The following is a 14,928-nucleotide window of genomic DNA, read 5'->3' as shown; positions in this document are numbered from 1 at the left end:
GAGCGCCATCTTCGTCACCGCGTGTCGGCCGAGCCGCGGCGGCGCGCCGACTGACCGGAGAATCCCCCATGACAGACAGGCAGCATCCACTGGGCAGCGGCTTCGGCGCCCGTTCGACCGCGGGCGATGTCCTCGCCGGCATCGACCTCGGCGGCCGAAGAGCGGTCGTGACCGGGGGCCATTCCGGCCTGGGGCTGGAGACGACCCGGGCGCTGGCCGAAGCCGGCGCCGACGTGATCGTCGCCGCGCGCGACACGGCCGCCGCGCGGGCCGCGACCCGCGGCCTCGCCAGGGTGACGGTGGCAAGGCTCGATCTGGCCGACCTGGCCAGCGTGCGCCGTTTCGCGAGCCACTATGCCGGGGCAGGCGGGAAGAACGGCGCGGCAATCGACATCCTGGTCAACAATGCCGGCGTGATGGCCTGCCCCGAAACCCGGCTGGGCCCGGGATGGGAAGCGCACTTCGCGATCAACCACCTCGGCCACTTCGCGCTGACGAACCTGGTCTGGCCCCTGCTTGCCGATGGGGCACGGGTGGTCTCGGTGTCTTCGGCCGGCCATCACTACTCACCCGTGCGGTGGGACGACCTGCATTTCGAAGCCGGCTACGACAAGTGGCTGGCCTACGCCCAGTCCAAGACCGCCAATGCCCTGTTCGCGGTTCATCTCGACCGGCTCGGCCGCGAGCGGGGAATCCGCGCCTTCTCGGTCCACCCGGGCAAGATCTTCACCCCGCTCCTGCGCCATGTCGGCCGCGACGAGATGGTCGCGGCGGGCTGGATCGACCGCGACGGCAACCCCGCCGACCCGACGTTCAAGAGCCCCGCGCAGGGGGCGGCAACGCAGGTCTGGGCGGCGACGTCGCCCCTGCTCGCCGGCCTCGGCGGTCTCTATTGCGAGGACTGCGACGTCGCGCGGCGGAACGACACGGCGGAAGCGACCCTGGAGGGGGTGAAGCCTTACGCCACCGACGAAGCGGCCGCCCGGCGCCTGTGGGATCTCTCGGCGGAAATGACCGGGATCGGCCCGGGACAGTCGGGCTGAACGGCAGGATGGCGGTGGTGCGCCCGACAGGATTCGAACCTGTGGCCCCCGGATTAGGAATCCGATGCTCTATCCGACTGAGCTACGGGCGCACGCGGCACGCCGTTTAGGGGACGGGGCGCTGGCTGGCAATCAGTTGAGTTCGTCCGGCTCGGCCACCGGGAACGGCAACGGGGCGACCGAGATCCCCTCGTCGAGCAGTTCCTGCGCTTCCTTCAACGTGGCCTTGCCGTGGATCGCCTCCAGGTCCTTCTCGCCGTAATGCATGGCGCGCGATTGCTCGGCGAAACTGTCGCCCACCCACTTGCTGTTCTCCAGCGCCTTCGCCTGGGCGCGGGCCAGCGCCTTCATCGCCTTGCGGACTTCGGGCGGGATCTCGCCGTTCGTCACCTGCCGGCGGGGCGCGGGCCGCTCTTCGCGCTGGTTGCTCTTGGCCGGAACCGCGGGCGCCATCGGGGCCTTCGCCACCTTGTCCGATCCGCATTGCGGGCAGGCGACGAGGCCGCGTGCCTGCTGATCGGCAAAGTCGTCCGAGGAACCGAACCACCCTTCGAACCGGTGGCCCTCGATGCAGGAAAGGTCGAAAACGATCATCGCGGCGCGCTACTCACGGATTTCGCGGCGGTTGGCAAGGCTGGGCACCTGGCGACGGGCCTCTGCGATCCGCGCCGGATCGATCTCCGCGAAGCCGAGCCCGGCCTCCTCCCCGCCCATGTCGAGCAGGACTTCGCCCCAGGGGTCGACGACCAGGCTGTGGCCATAGGTCCGGCGGCCGTCGGCGTGGCGGCCGACCTGGGCCGCGGCCACGACGAAAGCGCTGGCCTCGATCGCGCGGGCACGCTGGAGCACGTGCCAGTGCGCCCGGCCGGTGGGGACGGTGAAAGCCGCGGGGATCGCGATCGCGTCGCACCCGGCGCGGCCCAGCGCGTCGAACAGCGCGGGAAAGCGCAAGTCGTAACAGACCGCCAGCCCCAGCCGGCCCAGCGGCGTGGTGGCGGTCACCACCCGGTCGCCGGGGCGGTAGGCGTTCGATTCGCGCCAGCTTTCCCCGCTCGCGAGATCGACGTCGAACATGTGAATCTTGTCGTAACGGGCGGCGATGGCGCCGTCGGGACCGACGAGGTAGCTGCGATTGGCCCAGCAGGGCGCCTCGGCGCCACGGACTGCGCCCGCCCCCGCCCCTTCCGCCGCGGGGTCGAGCGCGACAGCGAGCGAGCCGAGCGCGACCCAGATCCCCTGCGCGGCGGCTTCCTCGCGCACGGCGGCCAGCACCCGGTCTTCGTCCTCGCGCGCGATTGCCGCGGCGGCACGCTTGCGATCGCGGTCGAGAAGGCCGGACATCTCGGGCGTGAAGAGCATTTCGGCGCCTTCCCCCCCGGCCTGGCGCACGGCATCCACGATCGCCGCGGCGTTCTGCGCGGGATCGATTCCCGCGGTCATCTGGAACAGCGCGATCCGCGTCATCCGGCGAGCAGGTCGTCGAGCTTGCCTTCGCGTTCGAGCGCATGAAGCTCGTCCGAGCCGCCGACGTGAACCTCGCCGATAAAGATCTGCGGCACGGTGCGGGCGGCCGGGGCGCGACGGGCCATCTCCTCGCGGTCGGGGCCGCCCATCGTGATATCGTACTCGGTATAATCCACGCCCTTGTCGTCGAGCAGGCGCTTGGCACGGTAGCAGTAGCCGCAACCGAACTTGGTATAGATGTCGACTTCGGGCGTAGCCATTGAATATCCTCGATTCTTCCCTGCTGCTAAGGCCCTTGAACGGGTCGCAGCGCATCCTATCTGGCAAGTGGAGGCGCGTGCCGCAATGGACGCGCCCTCCAATCGAACGGGGTGCCGGATAGCCGGGCCCCACACAGTGTCAAATTGCTCCAAGGAGGATTTGTTTCGATGAACCGTTTCGATTTCAGCCCCTATCGCCGCTCGACCGTCGGGTTCGATCGCCTGTTCGACCTGCTCGAACGGCAGGCCCGCAGCAATTCGGGCGACAACTACCCGCCGTTCAACATCGAGCGGCGCGGCGAAGACAATTACCGCATCACGCTCGCCGTCGCGGGTTTCCGCCCCGGCGACCTGGACATCACCGCCCAGCAGAACCTGCTCGTGATCCAGGGCCGGAAGCGTGAAGAGGGCGAAGACGATGCCGAAATGCTCCATCTCGGCATTGCCAATCGCGGCTTCGAACGCCGGTTCGAACTGGCCGATTTCGTCCGGGTTGAAAACGCCCGCCTCGAAGACGGCCTCCTGGCGATCGACCTCGTCCGCGAAGTGCCCGAGGCGATGAAGCCCAAGAAGATCGCCGTGAACGGGCAGAAGACGCTCGAAGTCGTCCGCGACGACAAGGATGGCGACGGCGACGAGCCGGAAAAGGCCGCCGACGCGGCCTGACCGAAGGCGCACCCTGCCCCGGCGGGGTGCGCTCCCCCCTTTTTCGCTTCGATTCCGCAAGGAAGGCGTGCCCGCCCAGGTCATCGGGCCCGTGACGCGGCGCGCGGGCCTCTGTGCGGCGCCTGCCTTCACGGGCGATATACTTGTGCAATGGGCAGCGGGGCGGACCGTTGGGGGCAGGCCCGAAAGCCTGCCCCCGCGACGCAAGCGCCGCCCTGCCCGGTGACTGGATCGTCCGGGTCGCAGAAGACGATCAAGTTCGTGGCAAGCCAGGTCGCACGCGTCCGGCGTGCGAATTGCCGTGCATTCGGGCCCGAGGCCCTGCCCCTGCACCTTGCGCCAATCGCGCCAAAAGTAAAGCGCGCACGCAACCTTTGTTAACCCGCTGTGCCAGTATCGCACGGGATATTGCGCGCCCCACGTGGCCGTGCCGACCGGCTTTACACGCTGGCCGGGGGCGTTCCCCGGTGCTTTCGGTCAGACGAGGCGCGACTGGTCGAGCGCGGCGGCGACGAACCCGGCGAACAGCGGATGGGGATCGAACGGCTTGGATTTCAGCTCCGGGTGGAACTGGACGCCGACGAACCAGGGGTGGTCGGCCCGCTCGACGATCTCGGGCAGCAGCCCGTCGGGCGACATGCCCGAGAAGATCAGCCCGCCCTTCTCCAACGGCTCGCGATAAGCGGAGTTCACCTCGTAGCGGTGGCGATGACGCTCCGAAATATCGGTCGCCCCGCCGTAGATCTGCGAGACGCGGCTGCCCTCTGCCAGGCGCGCCTCGTAAGCACCCAGGCGCATCGTTCCGCCGAGGTCGCCGCCCACTTCGCGCTTCTGCAGGCCCTCCTCGCTCATCCACTCGGTGATGATGCCGACGACCGGCTCGGCCGTTTCGCCGAACTCGGTCGAGGAGGCCGCGTGATGCCCGCCGCTGCGCGCGCCCTCGATGCAGGCCATCTGCATCCCCAGGCAGATCCCGAAGAACGGCACCTTGCGTTCGCGGGCGAAGCGGACGCTGGCGATCTTCCCTTCCGATCCGCGCTCGCCGAACCCGCCGGGCACGAGGATGCCGTGCAGCGGCTCCAGCCGGGCGGCGATCTCTGCGTCGTCCTCTTCGAAGACTTCGGCGTCGATCCAGCGGATATTGACCTTGGCCCGGTTGGCCAGGCCGCCGTGGACGAGCGCCTCGTTCAGCGACTTGTAGGCATCGGGCAGGCCGACGTACTTGCCCACGACGCCGATCGTCACCTCGCCCTCGGGGTTTTCGTAGCGGTCAACGATATCGTGCCAGGCGGCGAGATCGGGCTGCGGCGCGTCGGTAATGCCGAAACCGCGCAGGACCTCGCTGTCCAGCCCCTCGGCATGGTATTGCAGCGGCACCGCGTAGATCGACGACGCGTCGAGCGCGGGGATAACCGATTCCTGCCGCACGTTGCAGAACTGCGCGATCTTGCGCCGCTCGCTGTCGGGCAGCGGGTGCTCGCAGCGGCACAGCAGCACGTCGGGCTTGATCCCCAGGCTGGCGAGTTCGCGGACCGAGTGCTGCGTCGGCTTGGTCTTCAGCTCGCCGGCCGCCGCGATATAGGGAACCAGCGTGACATGGACGCTGAGCGTCTGGTCCGGCTCCAGCTCGTTCCTGAGCTGGCGGATCGCCTCCATGAACGGCAGCGATTCGATGTCGCCGACCGTGCCGCCGATCTCGCACAGGATGAAATCGTGATCGCCCTGGTCGGCCAGCGCGAATTCCTTGATCGCGTCGGTGACGTGGGGGATCACCTGGACCGTCGCTCCCAGGTAGTCGCCGCGCCGTTCGCGCGCGATGATCTGCTGGTAGATCCGGCCCGAGGTGACGTTGTCGCTCTGGCGCGCGGAAACGCCGGTGAAGCGTTCGTAATGCCCCAGGTCGAGGTCGGTCTCCGCCCCGTCGTCGGTGACGTAGACTTCGCCGTGCTGATAGGGGCTCATCGTCCCCGGATCGACGTTCAGATAGGGGTCGAACTTGCGAATGCGGACCTTGTAGCCGCGCGCCTGGAGGAGCGCGCCGAGGCTGGCCGCCATGAGACCTTTGCCGAGCGATGAAACCACGCCGCCGGTGATGAAAATGTACCGCGCCATGGGAGTCGGGCCTTAAGCGTGCGAGTGGAGTCGGGGCAAGCGGAATGCGGCGGGCCATGGCCCGCAATCCACATTTCCTGCGATTGCGGGGTTATTCGCTCGCGCCGGCGAGCGGATCGTCGGTACCGGGCGCCGGATCGGCCGCCGGAGCCGTCGGCTGGGCCGTGCCGCCCGCGGCCTGGCCCAGCGGATCGGCCGGGAGCGAGCGATCCAGGGTCGAGGTAATGCTGTCCTGCCCGCCCGATTCGGCGGCGATCGCCGCCAGCGCGATCGACAGGGCGACGAACAGGATCGCCAGCCACTTGGTCGCGCGCGACAGGAAATCGGCCGCGCCCCTCGCGCTCATCAGCCCGGTCGGGCTGCCGCCGATGCCGAGGCCGCCGCCTTCGGACCGCTGCATCAGGACCACGCCGACCAGGGCGGCGGCGACAATCGCCTGGAGCACGAAGAGGAAAAGGAACAGGGACATCTATCAATCTCGATCGGTTCGCCGGCGCGGGGCGCGCGGCACTGTCTGCGCCCGGCATCTAGGGATTGTGACGCGGCGGGGCAAGCCGCCGATTGGCCCGCGCGGTCGAGCGCGCTTGTATCGGCCCCGACAACTGAATACCAACCCGCGCGATGCATGAAATCCCCACGACCGAAGAGCTTTTCGCCCGCCCGTTCTTTTTCTGCGGGATCGGCGGATCGGGCATGTTGCCGCTGGCCCAGATCGTGAAGGGGCGCGGGGCCGAAGTCGCCGGCAGCGACCGCAGCCGCGACCAGGGGCGCACGCCGGCCAAGTTCGCGGCCCTCGAAAGCCAGGGATTCGCGCTGCACCCGCAGGACGGCAGCGGCATCCTCTCCGACCGGCAAATCCTGGTCGCCTCGGCCGCGGTCGAGGACAGCGTGCCCGAAATCGTCCGGGCCAACGAACTGGGCTGCCTTCGGATGAGCCGCGCGCAGCTCAACTCGATCCTGTTCAACACCGCCGGCGCCGGGCTGGCCGTGGCAGGGACGAGCGGCAAGTCCACCGTGACCGGGATGCTGGGGTGGATCATGCACGCCGTGGGCCGCGATCCCACGGTGATGAACGGCGCGGTGATGAAGAACTTTGCATCCGACGAACGGCCCAATGCGAGCGCGCTCGTCGGCGGGAAGAGCATCTATGTCAGCGAAGTGGACGAGAGCGACGGGTCGATCGCGCTCTATCGCCCGGCGATCGGCGTGCTGCTGAACGTCAGCCTCGACCACAAGGAAATGGACGAGCTGCGCCAGCTGTTCGGCGACTTCCTCGGCCGCAGCCGGATCGCGGTGATCAATGCCGATGACGAGGAGGCCCTGGCCCTCCTGCCGCGCGCGAACGAGGTGATCACGTTCGGGATCGCGCAGGAAAAGGCGCAGATCGGGGTCGTGCCCGGTTCGGTCGCCGAAGGGCCGATCCGCCAGGCCGCGCTGGTCGTCGATCGCCACGACGGCAGCGAACACGCGCTGACGCTGAACATGCCGGGCCGGCACAACCTGTCGAATGCGCTGGCGGCGATTGCCGCCGCCGCGGCCGCCGGCGTGCCGGTGGCCGCCGCGGTCGCCGCGCTGGCGGATTTCCGCGGCCTCGCGCGCCGGTTCGACATGGTCGGCATTTCTGCCAGCGGCATCACCGTGATCGACGACTTCGGGCACAACCCCGAAAAATGCGCCGCCACCCTGCGGACGCTGAAGGCGCACGAAGGGCGGGTGATCGCCTTCTTCCAGCCCCACGGCTATGGCCCCTTGCGCCAGATGGGGGCGGAACTGGCCGAAACTTTCGCGCGCGAGCTTGCCCCCGAAGACCGGACGATCCTGTGCGATCCGGTCTATTTCGGCGGCACGGTCGATCGCAGCCAGGGCAGCGAGCGGATCGTGCGCCTGATCGAGGAAGCCGGGGGAGAGGCCGAATATATCCCCTCGCGCAAGGCCTGCGGCGACCGGATCGTGTCGATCGCGCGCCCGGGCGACCGGGTGGTGATCATGGGCGCGCGCGACGACACGCTGGGAACGTTCGCGCGCGACCTGCTCGCCCGCCTTTAGTGCGCCTCGCCCCCGAGGCCCAGGACCTTGTGCAGAACGAAGGCGATCGCGCCGCCGAGGAGGAGACCGAACAGGGCCGAAAGGGCCGCGTAAGTCGCCCAGCCCAGGATGCCCGAGAGCGCGCCGGTCGCCCCTTCGACCGCGTGCTGCACCGCGTGGGCCCAGTCGGCCGGGGCGTGCAGGCCCAGTTCGTGCAGCCCGTGAAGGATGATCCCGCCCCCGACCCAGAGCATCGCGACCGTCCCGATCAGCGAGAGCGCGACGAGCAGTTTCGGCATCGCGGCCAGGAGGAACCGGCCGACCCGGCGCGAGAGCGTCGATTCGCGACCCGCCAGGTGCAGGCCGACGTCGTCCATCTTCACGATCAGCGCGACCGAGCCGTAGACGACCACGGTTATGACCGCGCCGACCAGCGCGAGGACCGCCGCGCGGGTGAGGAATGTCTCGACCGCGACTTCGTTGAGCGTGATCGCCATGATCTCCGCCGACAGGATCAGATCGGTGCGGATCGCGCCCGACACGCGCTTCTTCTCGAACGCGGCCGGGTCCTCGATCGGATCGTCCAGCGTCTTCCCGTGCTTCGCGCCGCCCAGCTTCTCCAGGACTTTCTCCGCCCCTTCGTAGCTGAGATAGGCCCCGCCGAGCATGAGGACGAAGATGATCGCCGCCGGCAGGAACTCGCTGAGCAGCAGGGCGCCGGGCAGCAGGATCAGCAGCTTGTTCCTGAAGCTGCCCTTGGTGATCTTCCAGATGATCGGCAACTCGCGCGCGGGCGAAAGCCCGGTGACATAGGAAGGCGTGACCGCCGCGTCGTCGATCACGACCCCGGCCGCCTTCGTGCCCGCGCGGCTCGCCGCCACGCCGACATCGTCGATCGAGGCGGCCGCCGTGCGGGCAATCACGGAAACGTCATCGAGCAGGGCCACCAGTCCGCCGGGCATCGAACCTCCTGTTTCGCAAGCTTTCCCCTGCCCTGCCGCGAGCCACCGGCCGGCACAAGCCCAACCTTGGCCTTGCATTCCGCGCCCAGGCCGCTATGTGCGCGCCTTCCTGCCGCCCGGCGACCGCGGTCGCCCGGCAGGAAAGAAGAAAGCCGGAGGGGCCCCGCAATCCCGCGGATCAGCCAGCGATCGGCATTGCAGAGTGAAGGAAGCGAAGCATGGCTCTCTACGAGCATGTCTTTCTCGCGCGGCAGGACCTGAGCCAGAGCCAGGTCGACGCGCTGGCGGCAACCGCCACCGAAATCGTCGAGAAGAACGACGGCAAGGTCACCAAGACCGAGACCTGGGGCCTCAAGAGCCTCGCGTACAAGATCGACCGCAACCGCAAGGCGCACTTCGTGCTGCTCAACATCGAGGGCCCCGGCTCCGTTGTCGAGGAACTGGAGCGCCAGACCCGTATCAACGAAGACGTCATCCGCTACATGACCGTGCGCGTCGAAGAGCACGAGAGCGGCCCCAGCGTGATGATGCGCAAGAGCGACCGCGACCGCAAGCGTCGCGCCGACCGCGAGGAGCGCGACTGATGGCCCGTCCGTTTTTCCGCCGCCGCAAGTCCTGCCCGTTCGCGGGCAAGAACGCGCCGAAGATCGATTACAAGGACGTGCGCCTGCTCCAGGGTTTCATGTCCGAACGGGGCAAGATCGTGCCCAGCCGCATCACCGCCGTCAGTGCCAAGAAGCAGCGCGAACTCGCCAAGGCGATCAAGCGCGCGCGGCACATCGGCCTGCTGCCCTACGTCGTGAAGTGAGAGGAGAATAGACATGGACATCATCCTCCTCGAACGCATCGGCAACCTGGGCAACATCGGCGATGTCGTGACCGTCAAGGACGGCTACGCCCGCAACTTCCTGCTGCCGCAGAAGAAGGCGCTGCGCGCCAACGACGCGAACCGCAAGGTCTTCGAAGCGAACCGTGAACGCCTGGAGAAGGAAAACGCGGAACGCCGTGGCGAGGCCGAGAAGCAGGGCGAAAAGATCGACGGCGTCGAGATCGTCCTGATCCGTGCCTCGTCCAATGCCGGCCAGCTCTACGGCTCGGTCAACGTGCGCGATATCGTGACCGGCCTGGCCGACAAGGGCCACGAGATCGACAAGCGCCAGGTCGTCATGGGCCACCCGATCAAGACCATCGGCATGCACGATGTCACGATCACGCTGCACCCGGAAGTTCACGTCACCGTCAAGGCCAACGTGGCCCGCTCGGAAGACGAGGCCGAACTGCAGAGCCAGGGCATCGACGTGATCGCGCAGATGTTCGAAGACGAGCAGAAGGAAATCGAGGAAATGGCCCAGGCCAATGCCGTCGATCCGACGCTCGAACCGGGCGAGATCCCGGCCGACATGCTCGAACAGGATGCCGGCGAAGGCGAAGCCGCGGCCGAGGAAGAGACCGGCGAAAGCTGATCTCCCGCGCCCGGCGCAAGCCCGGAACAATCGAAAAAGGCGCGGCCCTTCGCAGGGTCGCGCCTTTTTTCATGCGGCTGGCCGGCGGACTTTGAATTGTCACGCGGGCGGCGCTATCTGCCCCCGATGGAATCACCCGAAAAGATCATCGAAGACCTGATCCGGCTCTACGACGAGTCGGTCGAACGGCTCCGCGCCGATATCGTCGCCTTCGCGCGCGAGGGCACCCTGCCCAAGCCCGAAAAGCGCAGCGACGGCAGCTATGCCTACCCCGAGATTCGCCTGCGCTTCCGTGGCGGGGCCCGCCCGGCCGACGGCAGCCGCGCCTACGGCCGGCTCAACGCCCCGGGGATCTATGCCACGACCGTCACCCGGCCCCGGCTTTTCGCCGACTACCTGGCCGAACAGCTGCGCCTGATCGCCAGCGATTACGACGTCGATTGCGAAGTCGGCGCCTCGCGCCAGGAAATCCCCTTTCCCTACGTGCTCGACGGCGATGCCGGGGCCGAGCTGGCCGGTATCAGCCCCAACGAGCTGGCACGGCATTTTCCCGCGACCGAGCTGGCCGACATCGGCGACGAGATCGCCGACGGCTACGAGCTGGGCGCGCCGGGCGATCCGTTCCCCCTGTCGCTGTTCGACGGGCTGCGGACCGATTTCAGCCTCGCGCGCCTCGCGCACTATACCGGCACCGACCCGGCGCATTTCCAGCGCTTCATCCTCTTCACCAACTATCACCGCTACGTCGACGAGTTCGTGGACTGGGCCGGCGCGCAGCTGGGCAGCGACGACTGCACCGCGCTCGCCGGGGCCGGCGGCCTCTACATCGACACCCCGCGCGAGAATGCCCGGGCCGAGCTGTCGGACACCGCATGGCGCCGGCACCAGATGCCCGCCTATCACCTGATCGGCAAGAACCGCGGTGGGATCACCCTGGTCAACATCGGCGTCGGCCCGTCGAACGCCAAGACGATCTGCGACCACCTGGCCGTGCTGCGGCCCGAGGCGTGGCTGATGATCGGACACTGCGGCGGCCTGCGGCCGAGCCAGAAGATCGGGGACTACGTGCTCGCCCATGCCTACTTGCGCGACGACCACGTGCTCGACCCCGTCCTGCCGCCCGAGATCCCGCTGCCCGCGATCGCCGAAGTCCAGCAGGCGCTCGCCAAGGCGGCGGAGGACGTCAGCGGAACGCACGGGGCCAACCTCAAGCGGCGAATGCGCACCGGCACCGTGGTGACGACCGACGATCGCAACTGGGAACTGCGCTATACCCAGTCGGCCCGCCGCCTCTCGCTCAGCCGCGCGGTCGGGATCGACATGGAAAGCGCCACCATCGCCGCCCAGGGCTATCGCTTCCGCGTCCCCTACGGCACGCTGCTGTGCGTGTCGGACAAGCCGCTCCACGGCGAGATCAAGCTGCCCGGCCAGGCGAACAAGTTTTACGAGGAAGCCATCGCCGCCCACATGCAGATCGGCGTCACGACCTGCCGCCTCCTGCGCGAGGAAGGCAACCGCCTGCACTCGCGCAAGCTGAGGGCGTTCAACGAACCGCCGTTCCGGTAAGGGGCTGGACGCCGGCCTTGCCGTCGCCGCCGGGTCAGGCCCGGGCGACGGAGGGAGGTTCCCTCACCCCTTCCCCTTCGTCCTGGTTTTCCAGGCCTTGGCATTGGCGGCGACGAAATCGATGATCATGCCGGCGATGTCCTTGCCCGTCGCGGCCTCGATCCCCTCGAGCCCGGGCGAGGAATTGACTTCCATGATCACCGGGCCGTGATCGCTGCGCAACATGTCCACGCCGCAGACGTTGAGGCCCATCTTGCGCGCGGCGCGCACCGCGGTCGAGCGTTCTTCGGGCGTGATCTTGATCAGCTTCGCACTGCCACCCCGGTGTAGGTTGGACCGGAAATCGTCGGGGGCGCCGGTGCGCTGCATCGCGGCGACCACCTTGCCCCCGATCACCAGCGCGCGGATATCGGTGCCGCCGGCTTCCTTGATGAATTCCTGCACCAGGATGTTGACGTTGGCCCCGCGGAACGCCTCGATCACCGACTTCGCGCTCGCTTCCGTCTCGGCCAGGACGACGCCGATCCCCTGCGTCCCCTCCAGCAGCTTGATCACCACCGGCGGCCCCTTGACCGACCGGATCACTTCCCCGGTCTGCTTCGGATCGTGGGCGAAGGCGGTCAGCGGCAGGCCGAGGCCATGCTTGGCAAGGATCTGCATCGAACGCAGCTTGTCGCGGCTGCGCCCGATCGCGACGCTTTCGTTCAGCGGCCAGACCCCGGCCATCTCGAACTGGCGCAGGATCGCCAGGCCGTAATTGGTGATCGATGCGCCGATGCGCGGGATCACCGCGTCATATCCGCTCACCGTTTCGCCGTTGTAGCTGACGGTCGGCCGGTGGCTGGCGATATGGACGGTGCAGCGCAAGGTGTTGAGAATGTCGAGCGTGTGCCCCCGCTCCTCCGCCGCCTCGACCAGTCGCCGGTGCGAATAGAGTTCCGCGTTGCGCGCGAGCATGGCGATTTTCATGGCTGCAAGATCATGGTTTGTAGCCTTTTTCCACCTCGAGCCCGGGGGTTTGAAGCCACGAATGCCCCGAGTCGACGACGAACCGGCGCCTTAGCGCAGAACGGCCGACAAGCATCGGGAATTTCATGTCCGAACGATCGGCAAGGCTGATCTCGGCACGGAATTCGAGATTACCGATCCTCAGTGGCGTCTTGATGACATAGCGAAACTGGGTCTTGCCGTTGGAACTGGTGATGCCGCGCCTGTCGACGTGCACCGCCTCGCACACCTGGCGGACGTGCTGGCGTTCGAAATCGACCGCGAAACGCACGTATTCCGCGCCGTCGCGCGCGAACTTCTCCAACACGACGCCATGGAGCGAGGATGTCCGCGCCCCCGTGTCGATCTTGGCCGGGACATTGTGCAGCCCCAGTTCGGGCAGGTGGACCAGCTCGCGCCAGCCCACCGTCGCCATGCGCGTTTCCGGGCCGCTCAAGCGCGCATCGCCCGGCCGCCGCACTCGCCCGCCGGCACGCTCACCATCCGGAGGGCTTGCCCTTGTTCTGCTCGTCCAGCCATGCCTTCAGCGGGGCGAAATATTCGAGCATCGGCCGCGCGCTCATCTCGCGCGTGCCGGTGAAGGCCTCCAGAGCGTCGGGCCAGGGCTTGCTCGCGCCCATTTCCAGCATCGCGTTGAGATTGCGGCCGACTTCCTCGTTGCCGTAGAAGCTGCAGCGGTGCAGCGGCCCGTCCCATCCGGCCTGCTTGCACGCTGCCTCGTAGAACTGGAACTGCAGGATCCGCGCGAGGAAGTAACGCATGTAGGGCGTGTTGCCGGGGATGTGGTACTTCGCGCCCGGATCGAAGGCATCGGCCGGGCGCTCCACCGGCGGCTCGATCCCCTGGTAATCGCGCTTCAGGTCGACCCAGGCGGTGTTGTATTCCGCCGGGCTGATCGAACCGTCGAACACGCCCCAGCGCCACTTGTCCACCAGCAGGCCGAAGGGAAGGAAGGCGACCTTGTCCATCGCCTGCCGGAGCAGGAGGCCGATGTCCTTGTCCGCTCCCGGCACCTGGCTGCGATCGAGCAGGCCGATCTGCACCAGGTATTCGGGCGTGATCGACAGCGCGATCATGTCGCCGATCGCCTCATGGAAACCGTCGTTCGCGCCGTTCAGGTAGAGATAGGGCTGGTCCTTGTAGGCGCGCTGGTAATAGTTGTGGCCCAGCTCGTGGTGGATCGTGACGAAATCGTCGGCGTTCACCTTGATGCACATCTTGATCCGGATATCGTCCTTGTTGTCGATGTCCCATGCGCTGGCATGGCAGACGACCTCGCGGTCGGCCGGCTTGGTGAACATCGAGCGTTCGTAGAACGTCTCCGGCAGGGGTTCGAAGCCGAGCGAGGAGAAGAAGTCCTCGCCCGCCTTGACCATGTCCAGCGGGCCCTTGCCCTGCGCTTCGAGCAGTTCGCCGATGTCGTATCCGAGTTCGCCCGCGCCCTCGGGCGCGACGAGCGGGTAGATGTTGCCCCATTCCTGGGCCCACATGTTGCCCAGCAGGTCGGCGCGGATCGGCCCGGCAGGCGGCTGGACCGCATCGCCGTATTTCTCGTTCAGCTTCCAGCGGACGTAAGTGTGCAGCGCCTCGTAGAGCGGGCGGGTCTCTTCCCACAGGCGGTCGGTCACGGCGGTGAATTCGTCCGGGTCCATGTCGTAGCCCGAACGCCACATCGCCCCGACATTGTCGAAGCCGAGCTCGGCCGCGCCCTCGTTGGCGATCTCGACCAGGCGGGCGTAGTCCTCCTTCATCGGCGCGCCGACATTGTCGTGCCAGCTGGCCCACATCTCGGCATATTCCTCGGGCGTGTGTTCGAGATTGCCCATCTCGGCCTCGATGTCGGAGCCGGAGATCGGCTCCCCGTTCAGCGTGCCCTTGCCCTTGCCGTACTGGCTCTGCAGGTCGGTCGCGATCCGGTTCAGCTCGCCCGCCGCGCCCTCGGTCGTCGGAGCGGGCAGGACGATCCCGTTGCGCAGGATGTCGAGCTTGCGCGCGACATCGGGGTCGAGCCCTTCGACCTGCGCGAACTTCGCCGCCTCGAGCGCGTAGTTGACCGACTTCTCCGTCCCCTCGGCCCCCACTTGCGCCGCGAGCGCATTGGTGTCGTGCGTGATGTAGGTGGCATTCACCCAGTAGACCCGGCTCGCGCGCACCGAGTAGTCGAACAGGTCCTGTTCGACCATCTCAACCCATTCGGCCGCGCCTTCGGGCGTCATCGGGTAGTGCGCGGTGGCGGCGGCGCTTTCCTGGCCCCCCTGCTGCGCGGCGGCAGGCGTGGCAAGCGATACGGCGAGCGCGGCGAGTGCGACGGATGCGAATTTCATGGCGGTGGCGGTCCTCTCTCGATCGGCAATGCGGT

At 67.7% G+C, this 14,928-nt stretch carries 16 protein-coding genes and 1 tRNA gene; 7 read left to right on the top strand and 10 right to left on the bottom strand.

The window, feature by feature from the left end; genetic code table 11:
- Nucleotides 1-68 precede the first annotated feature (68 nt).
- Complete coding sequence (locus T8T98_RS05695) at nucleotides 69-1,043, top strand: SDR family NAD(P)-dependent oxidoreductase (RefSeq protein WP_251105805.1); 975 nt, start codon at nucleotides 69-71, stop codon at nucleotides 1,041-1,043.
- 15 nt (nucleotides 1,044-1,058) lie between these two features.
- Here the strand turns inward: T8T98_RS05695 and T8T98_RS05690 are convergent.
- The 4 genes from T8T98_RS05690 to grxC all read right to left on the bottom strand — a co-directional run bounded on the left by T8T98_RS05690 (nucleotide 1,059) and on the right by grxC (nucleotide 2,767).
- Nucleotides 1,059-1,135: transfer RNA gene (locus T8T98_RS05690), tRNA-Arg, on the bottom strand.
- A gap of 40 nt (nucleotides 1,136-1,175) precedes the next feature.
- Entirely contained in the window at nucleotides 1,176-1,637 is a 462-nt protein-coding gene (locus T8T98_RS05685) for a DUF1178 family protein (protein ID WP_251105806.1), read from the bottom strand.
- Nucleotides 1,638-1,646: 9 nt separating this feature from the next.
- Nucleotides 1,647-2,507, bottom strand: a complete 861-nt coding sequence (locus T8T98_RS05680) for a carbon-nitrogen hydrolase family protein (protein ID WP_251105807.1) — start codon at nucleotides 2,505-2,507, stop codon at nucleotides 1,647-1,649.
- Nucleotides 2,504-2,767, bottom strand: a complete 264-nt coding sequence (gene grxC / locus T8T98_RS05675; protein ID WP_251105808.1) for a glutaredoxin 3 — start codon at nucleotides 2,765-2,767, stop codon at nucleotides 2,504-2,506. Before grxC ends, T8T98_RS05680 begins: the two co-directional genes overlap by 4 nt.
- A 168-nt stretch (nucleotides 2,768-2,935) precedes the next feature.
- Here grxC and T8T98_RS05670 point away from each other — a divergent pair, with 168 nt between their 5' ends.
- Nucleotides 2,936-3,433 (top strand): Hsp20 family protein, encoded by a 498-nt coding sequence (locus T8T98_RS05670; RefSeq protein ID WP_160732681.1) that lies wholly within the window; start codon nucleotides 2,936-2,938, stop codon nucleotides 3,431-3,433.
- 477 nt (nucleotides 3,434-3,910) lie between these two features.
- Here the strand turns inward: T8T98_RS05670 and T8T98_RS05665 are convergent, their stop codons facing one another.
- Both T8T98_RS05665 and secG read right to left on the bottom strand, forming a co-directional pair.
- Nucleotides 3,911-5,545: a CTP synthase gene (locus T8T98_RS05665; RefSeq protein ID WP_251105809.1), complete on the bottom strand. Its 1,635-nt coding sequence runs from the start codon at nucleotides 5,543-5,545 to the stop codon at nucleotides 3,911-3,913.
- Between the two features lie 91 nt (nucleotides 5,546-5,636).
- Entirely contained in the window at nucleotides 5,637-6,014 is a 378-nt protein-coding gene (gene secG, locus T8T98_RS05660; RefSeq protein WP_251105810.1) for a preprotein translocase subunit SecG, read from the bottom strand.
- Nucleotides 6,015-6,166: 152 nt separating this feature from the next.
- On the opposite strand from secG, the gene T8T98_RS05655 reads away from it, so the two are divergent.
- On the top strand, nucleotides 6,167-7,591 hold the full coding sequence (locus T8T98_RS05655) for a glutamate ligase domain-containing protein (RefSeq protein ID WP_251105811.1): 1,425 nt from the start codon (nucleotides 6,167-6,169) through the stop codon (nucleotides 7,589-7,591).
- Here T8T98_RS05655 and T8T98_RS05650 read toward each other — a convergent pair.
- Complete coding sequence (locus tag T8T98_RS05650; RefSeq protein ID WP_251105812.1) at nucleotides 7,588-8,532, bottom strand: DUF808 domain-containing protein; 945 nt, start codon at nucleotides 8,530-8,532, stop codon at nucleotides 7,588-7,590. The genes T8T98_RS05655 and T8T98_RS05650 overlap by 4 nt on opposite strands.
- A 218-nt stretch (nucleotides 8,533-8,750) precedes the next feature.
- On the opposite strand from T8T98_RS05650, the gene rpsF reads away from it, so the two are divergent.
- The 4 genes from rpsF (at nucleotide 8,751) to T8T98_RS05630 (ending at nucleotide 11,561) form a co-directional block, all read left to right on the top strand.
- The gene (gene rpsF, locus T8T98_RS05645) at nucleotides 8,751-9,116 is read left to right on the top strand and encodes a 30S ribosomal protein S6 (protein ID WP_160732677.1); all 366 of its coding nucleotides are present in this window, start codon (nucleotides 8,751-8,753) and stop codon (nucleotides 9,114-9,116) included.
- On the top strand, nucleotides 9,116-9,340 hold the full coding sequence (gene rpsR, locus T8T98_RS05640; RefSeq protein WP_160732676.1) for a 30S ribosomal protein S18: 225 nt from the start codon (nucleotides 9,116-9,118) through the stop codon (nucleotides 9,338-9,340). Before rpsF ends, rpsR begins: the two co-directional genes overlap by 1 nt.
- Before the next feature lie 13 nt (nucleotides 9,341-9,353).
- The gene (rplI, locus tag T8T98_RS05635) at nucleotides 9,354-9,995 is read left to right on the top strand and encodes a 50S ribosomal protein L9 (RefSeq protein ID WP_160732675.1); all 642 of its coding nucleotides are present in this window, start codon (nucleotides 9,354-9,356) and stop codon (nucleotides 9,993-9,995) included.
- Between the two features lie 126 nt (nucleotides 9,996-10,121).
- Entirely contained in the window at nucleotides 10,122-11,561 is a 1,440-nt protein-coding gene (locus T8T98_RS05630; RefSeq protein ID WP_251105813.1) for an AMP nucleosidase, read from the top strand.
- A 63-nt stretch (nucleotides 11,562-11,624) separates the two neighbouring features.
- Here T8T98_RS05630 and rimK read toward each other — a convergent pair whose 3' ends face one another.
- Genes rimK through T8T98_RS05615 form a run of 3 tightly spaced genes read right to left on the bottom strand, consistent with a single transcriptional unit; the run spans nucleotide 11,625 to nucleotide 14,893 of the window.
- Entirely contained in the window at nucleotides 11,625-12,530 is a 906-nt protein-coding gene (gene rimK / locus T8T98_RS05625) for a 30S ribosomal protein S6--L-glutamate ligase (protein WP_251105814.1), read from the bottom strand.
- Nucleotides 12,531-12,540: 10 nt separating this feature from the next.
- Entirely contained in the window at nucleotides 12,541-13,005 is a 465-nt protein-coding gene (locus T8T98_RS05620; RefSeq protein WP_407675098.1) for an ATP-dependent zinc protease family protein, read from the bottom strand.
- A gap of 40 nt (nucleotides 13,006-13,045) precedes the next feature.
- Nucleotides 13,046-14,893 (bottom strand): M2 family metallopeptidase, encoded by a 1,848-nt coding sequence (locus tag T8T98_RS05615; protein ID WP_251105815.1) that lies wholly within the window; start codon nucleotides 14,891-14,893, stop codon nucleotides 13,046-13,048.
- Nucleotides 14,894-14,928: the final 35 nt, after the last annotated feature.

The sequence above is a fragment of the Pelagerythrobacter marinus genome, assembly GCF_034375205.1.
Taxonomy (GTDB): domain Bacteria; phylum Pseudomonadota; class Alphaproteobacteria; order Sphingomonadales; family Sphingomonadaceae; genus Pelagerythrobacter; species Pelagerythrobacter marinus.
Note: the sequence above shows the minus strand (reverse complement) of the source record. Positions and strands in the feature narration are given on the sequence as shown.